This window comes from Pseudomonas folii, from assembly GCF_014357575.1.
GTDB classification, from domain to species: domain Bacteria; phylum Pseudomonadota; class Gammaproteobacteria; order Pseudomonadales; family Pseudomonadaceae; genus Aquipseudomonas; species Aquipseudomonas folii.
On the sequence record NZ_JACONW010000045.1, the window covers coordinates 1 to 15565 of the forward strand.

General features: G+C 56.9%; 11 protein-coding genes, 1 tRNA gene and 1 pseudogene. 7 read left to right on the forward strand and 6 right to left on the reverse strand.

Annotated elements, in window-relative coordinates:
* Positions 1–309: 309 nt before the first annotated feature.
* Entirely contained in the window at positions 310–1353 is a 1044-nt protein-coding gene (locus tag H8S59_RS27075; RefSeq protein WP_187521509.1) for a methyl-accepting chemotaxis protein, read from the reverse strand.
* Between the two features lie 225 nt (positions 1354–1578).
* On the reverse strand, positions 1579–2652 hold the full coding sequence (locus H8S59_RS11755) for an FUSC family protein (protein ID WP_095101081.1): 1074 nt from the start codon (positions 2650–2652) through the stop codon (positions 1579–1581).
* A 167-nt stretch (positions 2653–2819) separates the two neighbouring features.
* Between H8S59_RS11755 and H8S59_RS11760 the strand changes: the two genes are divergently transcribed.
* The 7 genes from H8S59_RS11760 to H8S59_RS11790 all read left to right on the forward strand — a co-directional run bounded on the left by H8S59_RS11760 (position 2820) and on the right by H8S59_RS11790 (position 7889).
* Entirely contained in the window at positions 2820–3440 is a 621-nt protein-coding gene (locus H8S59_RS11760) for a YjfI family protein (RefSeq protein WP_095101083.1), read from the forward strand.
* Between the two features lie 15 nt (positions 3441–3455).
* Positions 3456–4163, forward strand: coding sequence for a PspA/IM30 family protein (locus H8S59_RS11765; RefSeq protein WP_027899473.1), 708 nt, complete (start codon positions 3456–3458; stop codon positions 4161–4163).
* A 93-nt stretch (positions 4164–4256) separates the two neighbouring features.
* Positions 4257–4817, forward strand: a complete 561-nt coding sequence (locus H8S59_RS11770; protein WP_187521510.1) for a rhomboid family intramembrane serine protease — start codon at positions 4257–4259, stop codon at positions 4815–4817.
* Between the two features lie 50 nt (positions 4818–4867).
* Positions 4868–5536, forward strand: a complete 669-nt coding sequence (locus H8S59_RS11775; protein WP_187521511.1) for a DUF2491 family protein — start codon at positions 4868–4870, stop codon at positions 5534–5536.
* Positions 5537–5548: 12 nt separating this feature from the next.
* Positions 5549–5974 carry a DUF350 domain-containing protein gene (locus tag H8S59_RS11780; RefSeq protein WP_095101089.1) on the forward strand — a complete coding sequence of 142 codons (426 nt, stop codon included), beginning with the start codon at positions 5549–5551 and terminating at the stop codon, positions 5972–5974.
* 26 nt (positions 5975–6000) lie between these two features.
* Positions 6001–6717, forward strand: a complete 717-nt coding sequence (locus H8S59_RS11785; RefSeq protein ID WP_187521512.1) for a DUF1190 domain-containing protein — start codon at positions 6001–6003, stop codon at positions 6715–6717.
* A gap of 14 nt (positions 6718–6731) precedes the next feature.
* On the forward strand, positions 6732–7889 hold the full coding sequence (locus H8S59_RS11790; RefSeq protein ID WP_187521513.1) for a glutathionylspermidine synthase family protein: 1158 nt from the start codon (positions 6732–6734) through the stop codon (positions 7887–7889).
* Between the two features lie 335 nt (positions 7890–8224).
* Here H8S59_RS11790 and H8S59_RS11795 read toward each other — a convergent pair.
* From H8S59_RS11795 to dnaG, 4 genes and pseudogenes are all read right to left on the reverse strand, one after another.
* A tRNA-Ile gene (locus H8S59_RS11795) sits at positions 8225–8301 on the reverse strand.
* A 15-nt stretch (positions 8302–8316) separates the two neighbouring features.
* A pseudogene (locus tag H8S59_RS11800) lies at positions 8317–11259 on the reverse strand (sensor domain-containing protein); the annotation flags it as partial.
* A gap of 425 nt (positions 11260–11684) precedes the next feature.
* A complete protein-coding gene (gene rpoD / locus H8S59_RS11805; protein ID WP_095101097.1) occupies positions 11685–13535 on the reverse strand; it encodes an RNA polymerase sigma factor RpoD in 1851 nt (616 codons plus the stop codon).
* Positions 13536–13602: 67 nt separating this feature from the next.
* Positions 13603–15564, reverse strand: coding sequence for a DNA primase (dnaG, locus tag H8S59_RS11810; protein ID WP_187521514.1), 1962 nt, complete (start codon positions 15562–15564; stop codon positions 13603–13605).
* Position 15565: the final 1 nt, after the last annotated feature.

Here is a 15565-nt window from a genome sequence, read left to right on the forward strand (position 1 = left end):
TCACGCATTGCGCCTGAGGTAATCGAGCAACTGAAAGCACTCGGTCATGAAGTCGAGATACTCGCGCCCTTTACCGAAACCATGGGGCATGCCGCGGCTGCGGTGCGTTTGTCGAATGGTTCTTTCGAGGGTGCGTTTGATCCGCGCAGTAATGGGGCGGCGGCGGGGTATTGAATGTAGTGACGCAGGAACGCGGTCCCTGTAGGAGCTGCCGAAGGCTGCGATGCAATTATCCTGACACACCGTCATCGCAACATCGGCAGCTCCTACAGGAGTGCATTTCAAACAGTTCGCTTGATCTGCTTCGCGCTACCCCTCTATCGTTGGCAACTGCTGCTCGATCACACCCAGCCAGCCCATGCCGGGATAGGTCTCAAATCCAGGCGTCATCGAGTAACCCTGAATGACGTTGTTGGGCTGAGCGCTGTAACCGCTGGCTTGTCCGGCTTTGAACTTCAGGTCTACGTTTTGCCCCAAGTGGCTCTGTGCGTCGGAGCTGGCAATGACCTTGTGGTTGGCGTCGACCAGCATCACCCGGCTGCGGGAGCGCTCTTCGTCGCTCAAGCGCACACCATTAATGATTGAGTCCGCCTGGTTTTTCCAGTCAAAGAAAATACCGATCACGCCAATCACCGGCGTTTGCTTGCCAGCCTTGCTGCGCACAGCAGCGCTGAACGCACAGGTTTGCGAGCCGTTAAGCAACGGTTCCACTGCCACTTCCCCGGCGAAATACTGATCGCCCGATGAATGCCGCACGGCTTGCTTGAACCATGGAGCCTCGGCTACGTTGGCGCCGATGACCTTGCCAAAAGTGTCCGGTCGACCTGAGGCGATGACGCGTCCTTTGGTGTCTGCAACCCAGATATCCAGATACACGGTGTAGCTGTCGAGAATGATCCCCAGTCGCCCACTGGCGTGAGCGCTGGTTTCCGGCGTGGTTGTGGTTAACGCATCGACCAGCGAGGCATCGGTCGCCCACCAGCGGACATCGCACGTGCGCTCATAAAGGTTGCGGTCGATGATCTCGATCATGTTCAGCGACAGATCCGCCAGCCGCTGACCGCGTACGTCGAAGCACATGCCACGTCCAAGGTCAGTCAGCTCGTTGACTGAGGCCTGCAAATCCTGGGTCAGGCCGCTGGCAATTTTCGAAATCCGTTCGGAGATGTCCTTGACCTCTTCTGCCACCACTGAAAAACCCAGCCCGGCCTTACCCGCATGCGCCGCTTCAATCAGCGCATTGATCGCCAATAGTCGAGTTTGCCGCGTGATCATTTGTATATCGCTGACACCTCGATTCGCTAACGCTTCCACTTCCCGGGAGAGAGTGACGATCCGTTCGGGTTCGATCATTTTCGTGTACTTCAAAGAGTGATAAGGCGGCAGCCTTCACATGAAAATGTGGAAAAAAAGTACGGAAAAAGGGGCTATTGATTGCCCCTTGGAGTGCGGAAGTTTGAACTTCCTTTCTGGTCTTTGGCTAATGTCACCGTGCCTTTGGGCAAGCTATCGCAGTTTCGGTGGTCTGTCATCTGCCGGTCTGACTGCGTGCGAGACGTTAACGTTTGCCTGGACTGATCAGATTCTCCAGCGCTTCGCAGTTTTTGCGAGTCGCTGTTGCAGACCGTCGATGTTGCTTGCCAGTTGCAGCATCAACAGGTGATAGCCCGTCAGTTGCACAGGTATCGGGTAACCCAGGTCTGGCAGGTTCGTTTCGGATGTGCGCTGCAGGCGCTCTGTAGCACCGGTTTGCAGTGCGCGCGCCATGGCGATCAATTGGCGACGGGTTTGGCGAAACTCCGTATCCAGACGTGCGCGCCACTCTGGACCGGCCGCTTGATCAAGATCATCTGGCCGTATATTGGCAAGGATCTCCAGCGTACTCAGGCACATACGGAAGTGCCCTTGAATCGCATCAAGCTCGACCATGGAAATTCGCACTTCCTTGGACACCGAAGGCAACAGCGAGCGCAATTGCAGCATCGTGCCGTTCAGGCGCGCCATTAGCTTCAAGTGCTCATCAGCGGTAACAGGCTGACCATGGATGATGCGGCCATACACTTTCGCGCAGTCGCGCAACCCGCTGGCCAGGTTGTAGCGCCAAGAGAACACGGCATACAGAGGCAGTGCGAAGGAAAACGCCAGGGCCAGTGCGATACCGATCAGGATGTCGACCGTGCGCCACAAGCCGTCGCTGATCGGGTTGTAACCATGGCCTGCAACGATGAACAGGGTAATTGCCGACAGCAGCGCGGTATAACCACCTTTGCCAATCGCGTGATAGGCAAAGAATCCGCACATCACCGACATCATGGCGTACGTCAGCAGCGGTATCTCCAGATAGCCCTGCTGCACAACGACCAGCAACCCAAGCCCCGCGCCGATCAACGTCCCGTAGGCACGCTCGACGGATTTTTTGCGGATATTGCCGTGATGCTGCAAGCCGCCAATCACGATCAGCATCGTCACCGACGCCCACTCGCCGTGAGGCAGGTTGAGCCCTGTGGTCAATAGAATCGTCACCAGCAACCCGACCGCGATTCGCGCCGCATGGATCAGGCGAGCATGGCGGAAACGGCGATAAGGATCCAGCAACGGTCGCAAAACGCGACGCAACCAGAACGGCAAGCGGAGAGAGCGGGAATTGGTCATGCGTAAAAGACCGCGCGGTTTGAGAATCGATCCCGGAGGAGACGCGGGATGAAGTCAGTAAGCCACAGTCGCGATGAAATGTTTCATCACATGTGAGGTATTGCATGTCAGTTTTTTTGAGAGTAGCTTGCTGAACCATCACATGTGATGTCCTGGAAGGCGCTCGGATGGCTCGAAAAACTTCAACCGACTACATGCGTGAAATGCGTGCACGGCTGACGGCAGCCGGGTACGTCAAAAGAGAGCTGTATGTGCTTCCTGAAAACGCTGAAGTCTTGAGACACGTCGAAAAAGTGTTACGCCAGCCCTATTTGGGTAACCGCATCAAACTGGAGGAATTCATGAGCGAAAATACCAACTGGACCATCGACACGCTGCACTCGGCGCTCGCTGAACTGGACGTGGTGAAGAGTAATGAAGTCGAGTTGACGCTGGTCCAGGGGGCCGAGCCAAGCTTGAGCGTGACGATGAACAACTTCGGTGGCCTGCCGATCATCATTGCAATTGCTGGCGACCAGATTCTTGTGGATTGCGTACTGGTTTACGCCTCCCAGGTAAAAGACGTCGCGGCATTCAACGACACCGTTTTGCGTAGCCGGGACATTTTCCCGCTGTCTTCCATCGGTATCGAAACCATGCCGAACGGCGAGACCGTCTACAGCATGTTTGGCGCACTGAGCGCGGCTTCTTCACTGACCGTCATTGTCCAGGAAGTGTTTACCCTGGCAGACAACGTGATCCGCGCCGCTGATGCCTACGAAGATTTTTTAACAGTTGACTCACAGTAATCGGGAGACAAATCAATGAGCCTTTGGAAGAAAATGGTTACCGCTATGCGTGGCGGCGCCTCCGAGGTCGGTGAGGCAATCGTCGACGCTCAGGCACTACGAATTCTGGACCAGGAAATCCGCGACGCCGATGCCTCTATGCTCGCCGCTCGCAATCAACTGATCCAGATCAAAGCCAAGCACAAGCTGTCCGTACAGCGTGTGGACGAACACGACAAGAACATCGCTAACTGGGAACAGAAAGCCATCGCCGCCATGAACAAGGGCGAAGAAGGTCTGGCGCTGGAGTGTGCGGAAAAGGTTTCCGAACTGACCGCACTGCGCGATCAGGAAAAAGCCGCCGCTGATCAGTTCGGCATTCAGGTCACCAAGTTGACGGCTCAGGTCACCAAGGCCGAAAGCCAGATCAAGGGCCTGCGTCAGCAAGCCGACATGGCCAAGGCGCGTGATAGCGTGCAGAAAGCGCAAATCAACGCCGCCGCAGCCACAGGCGGTGCCAATGGTCGTCTGGAAACTGCCGTGGGTTCGCTGGCGCGCATCAAGCAGCGTCAGGACGAGCAGGACGCCAAACTGGAAGCTGCCGAAGAGCTGGCGGACGCCGCCAACGGTGGTGATCTGGAGCGTCGTTTGCAGGACGCCGGTATCGGCGCGAAAACCGGTGGTGCGGCTGACGTGCTGGCTCGCCTCAAGGCACAGAACCAAGGTGGCAACGCGGGTCAGTAACACTGTTGAAAGAGGGGCAGGCGGAAAACCGTTTGCCCCTTTTTTCTGTTTGCTTTTGCTTGATTGCCTTCGTCTGGTTCGATCGGTGCCTACATGAATGTCGGAAAGGGACTACGCGTTATTCTTGGCCTCGCCGCTTTGATGATCGCAGTCCAGGTGATTAACTCGCTGACCGCAAACAGTCTGATCAGCCATGGTCTGGTCCCCAGGACCTGGTCGGGGCTGCAAGGCATTATTTTTTCCCCGTTTCTGCACGGCTCTGTTCGTCATTTGCTGAGTAACCTGCTGCCCTTTATCGTGTTGAGCTGGCTGGTCGCAACCGAAGGCTTGCAGCGTTATGTCCGTGTAGTGTTGCTGATAACGCTACTGGGCGGCCTGTTGGTCTGGACAGTGGGGCGGCCGACGATTCATGTCGGGGCCAGTGGATTGATCTTTGGGTTGTGGGCTTATCTCTTGGCGCGCGCGTGGTTTCAGCGCAGTCTGATCAGCTTCGCCATCGCATTGGTGACATTGGTGGGCTACAGCGGATTGATCCTGGGCTTCATACCGGTGCCGGGCGTCTCGGTTGAATCCCACATTGCGGGCGCGCTTGCCGGTATTGTCGTGGCCTGGCTGATGCACGCAAAGGGGCTGGGTGAAAAACCGTCAGTGTGAGCAAATTTCGCGCAGAGCATTGCTTCGGCGCCAATGAAAGGAAACGCATTATGAGTTGGATCAAACGAGCTTTGGGCCTGGCACCGCCAAAGCCATCCGCCACGACCGCGCCGTTGAATGGCGCGGCGTTGCTCACGCCGTTTGGGCTGGCAACCGGACGCATGCTGGATCTTGATGACTCGCTCAAGCTGCTGCTCGATGGGCATACGGAACTGGTCGTACCCAATGAAGAGGTGGTCTGGTCTGTCGGTCACGTTGATCTGGGACAGTCCATTCGGCTGGTGCGCTTCTACTTCGAAGATGAAGACTACTGGATGCAGGTCATGATGAATGGCCCTGCGGCCGAAGACGTTCAGGACGTGATCCTGTTCGGCTACAGCAGCGTCGTGACCATCAACAGCGAATCGGAGTTGAAGCGTCTGGTGGGCCCTGAATCAAAAATCGGTTTGCCACAGTATGAGCATGACGGCTGGGAGTACGAGCGTCAGTGGGGCACTGAAGAGGGGCAGACCGAGCTGACCCCGATGACCGAAGAAGTTGCCAATCCGGATGGCAGCTATCGCATCGAGCATTTGAGTATGCTGTACGCCCGCGACACGGGCTTGATTGATCGTCGCGAGTTCTTGCTGCTGTCTGTCGAAGAGGATGAAGAGGGCGTGGTCTCGCTCACTACCTCGGTTGGCGTCACGCTGCAGTCCACAGACTTCACCGTCCTCTAAAAGGAAGTAAAAATGCTTGATGCACTCAGTTTGTCCCTCAGCTTTCAGTCGGTGCTGAGTTTCATTATCTACATCATTGTGGCCGGTGGTTTGTTTGGTCTGTTCCAGATGGCTTACACCCGTCTGACGCCGCACAAAGAGTTCGTGCAGATTCGTGAAGGCAATGTCGCTGCAGCTATTGCGCTGGGCGGCGCATTGATTGGCTTCGCCCTGCCTGCCAGCAACGTGATCACTTACAGCATCAGTGTGCTGGACGTGGTGATCTGGGCACTCATCGCGGCCGTTGTGCAATTGTTGGCATTTACCGCAACCAATTTTGTTCTCAAAGACCTCTCGGCTCGCATCACTCGTGGCGAACTGGCCGCTGCCATTTACGCGGCCAGCGTTTCGATCAGTGTCGGCTTCCTCAATTCGGCCTGCATGACGCCGTCGACCTGATTGCCTGTGATCGAAAGGAGTATTCGATGAGACGTAGTTCTTTGAAGCTGGTCCTGGCCAGCACCCTGCCACTGGCAATCAGTGCGTGCAGCAAGCCCGATACTGTGGAAGTGACGGCCCAGCAGACGTATCCGACTGTGCAAGCCTGCGTGGACCAGAAGGTCCCCGTCGATGTGTGCTCGGATGCCTACATGACGGCCTTGGCGGATCACCGCCGTATTGCGCCTACTTACGACAACGCAGCCGCGTGTGAAGCGGATTTCGTCCCTGATTACTGCCAGCAGAATTCCGACGGCAAATTCACGCCCAAGATGGGCGGCTTTCAGCTGGAGATTTCCGGTGAATTGCCCAAGGATCAGGTCGAGGCTGCAAAGGCTCAGGCGAACCAGTCGGGGGGCTCAGGCTTCGCCAGCTCTGGCGTCAACGGGTTTCTGATGGGCATGTTGGTCAGCAACATGATCAACGGCTTCAGTGGTGGCGGCGGTCGTTACTATTCCCAGCCGGTCTATCAGGAGCGCGACTCCCGCGGCGGCTATCAGTCCTCGACACTGTCCCGTCAGATCGAGCGCGGCAAGACCTTCGGCAATTCCACTCAGGCGCGCACCAGCTCAACCGGTTCTTACACCAAGAGCACGCTGGGCCGTAACTCGTCAGTCTCATCGTCGGTTTCCCGTGGCGGGTTTGGCAGCCAGGCAACGGCTCGCAGCGGTTGGGGCGGCAAAAGCAGCGGTTTCGGCGGCTGACGGGAGCGCTAGCCATGAAAAAGATCAGTATCGAAGAGCGCCCTGACTGGCGCGAAACCGCCGAGCGTGAGGGATTTGATTTCCACACCATCGACGGCGAGCGCTACTGGGATGAGCGCGCCTACTACCAGTTCACCGAAGCCCAGATCACCCGCGACATTGAAGCACCGACTCAGGAGCTTCATGCGATGTGTATGGATGCCGTCGAGCGGGTGGTAGAGAGCGAGGAGTTGCTGACCGAACTGGCCATCCCGCCAGCGTTCTTCGATCTGGTCCGGACGTCCTGGAAGGAGGGGCACCCACATTTGTACGGGCGCTTCGACTTCAGTTATGACGGCGTGAATCCGGCCAAGCTGCTGGAAGGCAACATGGATACGCCAACCTCTGCGTATGAGGCTGGCGCATTTCAGCTTATCTGGCTGGAAGAGCAAATTGCCCGAGGCGTCTTGCCTGCCCATGCCTCGCAGTTCAATTCGCTGGCAGAAGATCTGGTTCGGGCTTTTGCAGCCATCAGAGAGGGCGGGCCTTTCTACTTTTCGGCCATGTCAGGTTCGGCAGAAGACCGGGGCACGACCGAATTCCTGCGCAAGATGGCCGAGCATGTCGGCATTGAAACCCGGCATATCGATATCGAAGACATTGGCCTCAACTCTCAGGGCCGCTTCGTCGATCTTGAGGGCCGCTGGATCGAGCGTATTTTCAAACTGCATGCCTGGGAGCACGTGTTCCACGAACCCCATGGTCAGGCGGTCCCGTACTGCGACACGCAATTCATCGAGCCTGCGTGGAAGTCCATCATCTCCAACAAAGGCATCCTGGCGCTGCTCTGGAAGTTCAACGAAGGCCATCCGAATCTGCTGCCGACCTTTGTCGACAAAGACCCACGAGCACCTGTCCCGAAAGGCTGGGTCCGCAAACCCTACTTCTCCCGCGAAGGCGCCAACATCGAAATCCGCACCCCCGGTGACGAAGTCATTTTCGAAGACGGCCCCTACAACGACGCCCCCTACATCCTCCAACAGTTCGCCCCGCTGCCACGCTTCGGCGACAGCTACACACTCATCGGCTCATGGGTTGTGGGCGATCTGGCTTCAGGGATTGGCATCCGGGAAGACGACAGCTTGATCACCAAGGACAGCAGCCGGTTTTTGCCGCATGTGGTGGTGGATTGAGAGAGGCGGTACCGCCAACACAATGTCCTTGTAGGAGCGAATTCATTCGCGAGTGCGGCATTACAGGCGACAAATCTTTATGGGAAGTACCGACCTCCTGTAGGAGTGAGCTTGCTCGCGATGGCTTGCGTTCAGGCGCAGGTAGCATTGCAGGCGACTTTGCCGCCCATTGCTGCGCGGCGTGGTAGTAACTTAAGGGTAGGGGTGGCATATAAAATCGATCGGTCCTAAAAAGGGACCGATAAGTCCCTATTAAGGACCTTTCAAGCGTTCGGTGGCATGAAAGCCTTCTACCCAAAACAAAAAAAGCCGCGCATTAGCGCGGCTTTTTAATTTGGTGGGCCCACACGGACTCGAACCGTGGACCAAGGGATTATGAGTCCCCTGCTCTAACCAACTGAGCTATAGGCCCTCAGTAGGCCGCGGATTATAACGGCGGTTTCGATGCTGTGCTATCCGAAAAGTCCGAAAGAGTCGTACGAAGAAATTTCGAGCTGAATTCATCGGGTGGGAGAGGGAGGCTGACGATGTAGCCCTGGATCTGTTCGCAGCCTTCGTTTGCGAGGAATTGCTGCTGTTCGTCGTTCTCCACGCCTTCGGCGATGACGGTCAGTTGCATGCTGCGGCCCAAGGCGATGATGGCGCGGACGATGGCGACGTCGTGTGGATCGTCGGGCAGGCTGCGTACGAACGACTGGTCGATTTTCAGGATGTCCAGTGGCAAGCGCTTCAGATAACTCAGGGATGAGTAGCCTGTGCCGAAGTCATCGATCGCGAGTTGTACACCAAGGGTTTTGAGTTTGTGCAGGACGGCGAGGGCTTCCTCGGCCTGGCTCATGATGAAGTTTTCGGTGATCTCCAATTGCAGGCAGTCGGGAGCGAGGTGGTGGTCAGAGAGCAGTTGTTCGATCCGGGCCAGTAGATTTGGCTGACGTAGTTGAGCGCCCGCCAGATTCACCGACAGGGCGCCGAAAGGGGGGTAATGCGTGTTCCACTCGTGCAGTTGCCGACAGGCGCGCTCCAGTACCCAATCGCCGATCTGCAGAATCATGCCGTTCTCTTCAGCCAGAGGAATGAAATGCTCTGGTGGTACTTCGCCAAAGGTGGGGTGTGTCCAGCGCAGCAGCGCCTCGGCGCCGACGAGTCTTTGGTTGAGCAGGCTGATTTTTGGCTGATAGCAGAGGCTGAACTCATCACGCTCGATGGCTCGGCGCAGCTCATGCTCGAGAGCGATACGGGCGCTCGCCTGTGAAGTCAGGTCCTGTGTATAGCTTTCAACGCGGTTACGACCTTTGGCTTTTGAGCGGTACATGGCGGCATCGGCGTTTTTCACCACGGTCGCCACGTCATGCCCGTCGGTAGGGAACAGGCAGCTACCGATGCTGGCACTCATGAAGAACTCATGTTCTCCGGCCTGAAAAGGGGCGGTGAAGCAGTTCAGTAGTTTGGTGGCGACCGCTTCGGCATCGCTGGGGTGCAGCAGGCCAGGCAGCAGGATGATGAACTCGTCTCCACCCAGGCGTGCCACCGTGTCGATATCGCGCAGGTTCTCTTTGAGGCGCTGTGCGATGCCTTTGAGCAGCAGATCGCCCACCGGATGGCCGAGGCTGTCGTTGATGTGTTTGAAGCGATCAAGGTCAAGAAACAGCACCGCACCAAGGCTGTTGGATTCCAGACTGTGCAGCAGAGCGGCTTGCAGTCGGCTTTCGAACAGCGTGCGGTTGGGCAGGCCGGTCAATGGGTCGTGGTGAGCCTGGTAGTCCAGCCGCGCCTGAGCATGTTTGAGGCTGGAAATATCAGCGAAGACTGCGACGAAGTGGGTGATGAACTGTTCCCGGTTTCGGACCGCGCTGATCGTCAGCCAGCTTGGGTAAACCTCCCCGTTTTTTCGGCGGTTGGTGATTTCTCCCTGCCAATGTCCTTCCGCGGTCAACTGGTACCACATGGCGGCATAGAACGCGCTGTCATGCAGGCCTGAAGCCATCAGGCTCGGTGTTTGACCAAGAGCTTCCTGCTCGCTATAGCCGGTGATTTCGCTGAAGGCCCGGTTGACGGCGTTTATCCGCTGCCGGGTATCGGTAATCAATACGCCTTCCGCGGTGCTCTCGAAAACAGTGGCGGCCAGTTGTAGTTTTTCCTGCATTTGATGACGCTCGGTAATGTCCCGGGCGATGGTCAGCATGCAGGCTTCGCCGCCGATGAGCAGGGGTCGTGACGAGATTTCACACAGCCGAATCTGACCATCCTTGTGTCGGATGTGGCTGCGGAAATCGCGGACGAAACCTTCGCGGTTCAGCTGCTCCAGCAATTTGCTGCGCTCGTCCAGATTTGCCCAGATCCCCAGATCGATCACGGAGTGATCCAGTGAGGTTGAGCTCTCGTGACCGGTAATGCGGCTGAACCCTTCGTTGACCTCGACTAGCATTCCATCACGCTGGCGAGTGATCAACAGGCCGTCCGGGGAGGAGTGGAATGATTTGGCGAACTTCTCCTCGGACAGCTGAAGTTCTTGCTGAGCCTGTTTGAGCTGGGTGATATCCCGCACGACAACGACCACCGCTCGCGTGGAGTCCAGGTCAAAAGGTTCGGCGGAAACCAGCCCGGAGAACATGCGACCGTCTTTGCGTCGAAAGGGCATCTCAAGGTTGCGGATGCTGCCTGTCCGGAGGCGCTCCAGTATTCCGGGGCCTATGCCCGGAACACCCCAGATGTCGAGTTCAGTGGGCGTCCTGCCAATGATGTCCTCTACGCGTAAGCCTATTTGCTCGACGAATGCGCTGTTAGCTTCCAGAACGGTGCCGTCCACCAGGCTGGCGATCACCAGAATGTCCGGGCACTGAGCAAATACCGAGGCGAATTTTCCTTCGGAAAGCCGCAAGGCCTCCTCGGTTTGTTTGGTTTCGCTGATGTCGATCATCAGTCCACGCATGACGGGTTTACGACCGTGTCTGATCAGGCTGACGATGTCGCGTACCCAGAGCGTCCGTCCGTCTGCGCTGATGACGCGGTAATCCACGCTGTGATCGTTGCCACTGCTGGCCGCCTGTCTGCAAAATGCTTCAGTCTTCTGCAAGTCCTGAGGATGCACGATGCTCTGCCAGAACCCCGGTTCTTTCCATTGATGAAGCGGGTAGCCCAGCAGGTTTTCAGCCTGAGGTGAGACATAGTTGTATTGATAATCTTCCGGGTTGGCCTCCCAGGCAATTGCCGACAGGCTTTCGACCATGCCGCGATAGTGATATTCGCTACTTCGCAGCTGCTGCTCCAGCTCCATCCTTCTGGTGATTTCCGAACTTAGCTGTCGATTGACACGAATGACGATGATCAGAACCGTGCACAGCAGCAAAAGCCCCGGTAAGCCATAAAGCAGAAAGCTTTCTCTGAATGTTGTGCCACGGGTACGTGCTATCGGCTCTGATCCAGACTCAGACGCTGTTTCTTGTCCTGGGGATGTGTCGCTGATAGTCGTCGGTTCTGAATTGGCTGACGGCGAGAATGAAGTCGCATACAGAGTCGCAGGCCCTGGGAGTGGGCTGGCATTCATCAGGTGAGCAACCGACGTCACCACTGGATTCGGGGCAGGAAGGTTTTCCCAGTGTGCGGCGGTTGCCGAAGGAGCGAGAGCATACGCAAGAACAATGGCCGACAGTTGTAACATGGCAGCCTCATGATGGCGTGATGGCACTCCGAAGAGTGTAGCCGTACTGAGAAAACCGTCGCTCCAAGTTGAAAATTTGCGACCCATAATACAAAACCCCCGGCAGGGCCGGGGGTTTTGTGTGCAGCTTTGCTCGCTTACTCGTCAAGGAACGAGCGCAAGTGCTCGCTTCTTGTCGGGTGGCGCAACTTGCGCAGAGCTTTCGCTTCGATCTGACGAATGCGCTCACGAGTCACGTCGAACTGTTTGCCAACTTCTTCCAGCGTGTGGTCGGTATTCATATCAATACCGAAGCGCATACGCAGAACCTTGGCTTCGCGGGCGGTAAGGCCCGACAGAACTTCGCGAGTCGCTTCTTTCAAGCTTTCGACGGTAGCGACATCGATTGGCGACTGCATGGTCGAGTCTTCAATGAAGTCACCCAGGTGCGAGTCTTCGTCATCACCGATCGGGGTTTCCATGGAGATCGGCTCTTTAGCGATCTTCAATACCTTGCGGATTTTATCCTCAGGCATTTCCATGCGTTCGCCCAACTCTTCCGGGGTCGGTTCGCGACCCATTTCCTGCAACATCTGCCGGGAAATACGGTTGAGTTTGTTGATCGTCTCGATCATGTGCACCGGAATACGGATGGTGCGTGCCTGGTCGGCGATCGAGCGAGTGATTGCCTGACGGATCCACCATGTAGCGTACGTCGAGAACTTGTAACCGCGACGGTATTCGAACTTGTCCACCGCCTTCATCAAGCCGATGTTGCCTTCCTGGATCAGGTCGAGGAATTGCAGGCCACGGTTGGTGTACTTCTTGGCGATCGAGATCACCAGACGCAGGTTAGCTTCAACCATCTCTTTCTTCGCGCGGCGGGCCTTGGCCTCACCGATCGACATGCGACGGTTGATGTCCTTGATTTCAGCAATCGTCAGACCGGTTTCGGTCTGCAGTGCGGTCAGCTTCTGCTGGCAGCGCTGGATATCAGGCTGCAGACGGGCAATGGCTTCAGCGTATTTGCTTTTGCCTTTAGCCAGGGCATCAGTCCAGCTTTCGTCAACTTCATTGCCTGGGAACTGGCGAAGGAAATCGGCGCGCGGCATACGTGCATCGCGTACACACAGCTGCATGATGGCGCGTTCCTGAGCACGCAGGCGCTCAAGTGCGCTACGAACACGTTCAACCAGACCTTCAAACTGTTTAGGAACCAGCTTGATCGGCATGAACAGCTCAGCCAGTGCAACCAGCTCGGCAATCGCTTGCTTGCTGTCGCGGCCATGCTTTTTCAGGGCCTTGCGGGTGATTTCCATCTGATCGGAAACCGCACCAAAACGCTGCTGGGCAATGATCGGATCGGGACCGCTTTCGACTTCTTCTTCATCGTCAGAAGATTCGTCTTTCTCTTCCTCGTCGTCGTCGCCTTCGGCAGCCTTGGCTGTTTTCGGATCAACAGGCGGCGGAACTTCAGCTGGCGGCGCAATGCCGTCATCCGGGTCGATGTAGCCGCTCAGTACGTCGGACAGGCGACCGCCTTCCGTCGTGACGCGGGTGTACTCGGAGAGAATGTGGTCAACCGTGCCCGGGAAGTGCGCAATTGCGCCCATCACTTCACGAATGCCTTCTTCGATACGCTTGGCGATTTCAATTTCGCCTTCACGGGTCAGAAGCTCGACCGTACCCATTTCACGCATGTACATGCGCACGGGGTCAGTGGTACGACCAATGTCGGTCTCAACCGCTGCCAACGCTGCGGCCGCTTCTTCTGCGGCTGCTTCGTCGGTATCGGCGTCGGCCAGCATCAGGGCGTCCGCATCCGGGGCACTCTCGTGTACCGGGATCCCCATGTCATTAATCATGCGGATGATGTCTTCCACCTGCTCGGGATCTGAAATATCCTCAGGCAGGTGGTCGTTGACCTCTGCGTAAGTCAGATACTTCTGCTCACGACCCAGGGTGATCAACTCTTTGATACGAGACTGCTGTTGCGCTTTTCCGGACATAACACCCTATCCACTGAAGGTCTTGGCGGGCAAAAAACAAGCCGGGGATTATACCCGAGCTATGACCTCACGCGCCAGTTGAGGTCGGGGTTTGTGCAGGAACATTCCGATTTAACAGCTTGAGCAGCAGAAGTTTTTCCTCTGCGTCCAGGCCTGACTGGCGTTCCTTCCTGATTAATTGCTCCAGGCTGCGCTCGCGTTGGCGGGCGGATAACCTAGTTATAGTGTCGAAAAACTGTTGTTCAAGGTTATCGGCCGAGATCAACCATTCCTTTTCCGCTAATGCTCGCAGCAATCGGCCCTGTTCGGTGCCGTGCCAGCGGGCAATCAGTTGCAGCGAGCGCAGCTTCGGATTTTTTTGCAAAGCTTCGAGCAAAGCGACCAATAACTGCGCATAAATATGATCTTCTGCGGCCAAGTGGCTGGCATCTTCGACTTTCTCGGCCAGCTCCGGGTGATGCAGAAGTGTTCTCAATGCCGTCAACGTTGGTGGTTCGACGGTCGTCGGCGTCCGCGGGGCACGTGGTTCGTCATCTCCGCGCTTACCTTTTTTGTCCCACGGCTTCTTTTCCCACTTTTTCTGGCCCTGGCCGCCGGATTTTTTCGGCGTCCATTCCTGCTGAGGGGGTTGTTCGTATCCGCCCTGTGGCTGGTAATCGGCATAGTCGGGCATGGCGTCGTAATCGAAGCCGGGGTCGTAGCTCGGAGGCGCTTCCGCCGGTGCGTTCTGTACCAGCTGGTTGACGTTTTCATTGCTCAGGCCGGTTATCTGCGTCAATCGCTGACGCATTAGCGTACGCAGGTTGGCGCCGGGCACTTTGTCGATCAGCGGTGCGGCGAGGGTGGCCATGTGGGCCTTGCCCTCAAGGGAGCGTGGGTCTGCTTCCTTGGTCAACTGTTCGAAGAAGTAGTCGGCCAGCGGCTGGGCATGCTGATGGATGCGGGCTTTGAACGCATCGGTGCCTTCAGCGCGAACCAGGGTGTCCGGGTCTTCGCCTTCGGGCAGAAACAGGAATCGCGCGCGGCGCCCATCTTGCAGGCTGGAAAGCGTTGCTTCCAGTGCGCGCCATGCGGCATTGCGACCTGCCTGATCGCCGTCAAAACAGAACAAGACGTTTGGCACCACCCGGAACAGCCGCTTCAAGTGTTCTTCGCTGGTTGCGGTGCCCAGTGTGGCAACGGCATTGCGCAAGCCTTGCTGGGCAAGAGCAATGACGTCCATGTAGCCTTCGACCACGATGATTTCATCGAGGTTGCGGTTGAATTTGCGCGCTTCGAACAGGCCGTAAAGCTCTTGGCCCTTATGGAATACAGGTGTTTCAGGCGAGTTCAGATATTTGGGTTTGTCGTCGCCCAATACTCGTCCGCCAAAAGCGATGACCCGGCCGCGGCTGTCGCGGATTGGAAACATCACCCGGTCGCGGAAGCGGTCGTAGCGCTTGCCCGTTTCGGCATTCTCGATCAACAGGCCGGCATCGATCATGGCTTTCTGTTGAAGCGTATCGCTGCTCAAGTGCTTGTGCAGGTTGTCCCAACCGGGTGGGGCAAAGCCAAGACCGAAGTCACGAGCGATTTCCCCTGAAAGGCCGCGACCTTTCAGGTACTCCACTGCAGCTTTGCGCGATGGATGGTTCTTCAAAGCAAGGCGGTAATACTCGGCGGCGGCGGTGAGCAGCGGGTAAAGCGGCGAGTCCACAGGCTGTCGGGGCTTTTGCCCTTTGGTGCCTTGTTCTCTGGGGACTTCCATGCCCGCTGATTTCGCCAGGTCTTCGACGGCCTGGACGAAATCCAGGTTGTCGTGGTCCATGATGAAACCGAGGGCGTTGCCCCCTGCGCCGCAACCAAAGCAGTAGTAGAACTGCTTGTCGGGGCTGACGCTGAAAGACGGGGTCTTTTCCTTGTGGAACGGGCAGCAGGCGCTGAAGTTCTTCCCGGTTTTCTTCAATTGCAGACGTGAGCTGACAACATCGACGATGTCGGTGCGGTTCAGGAGGTCGTCAATGAAGCCTTGGGGAATCAGCCCGGCCATA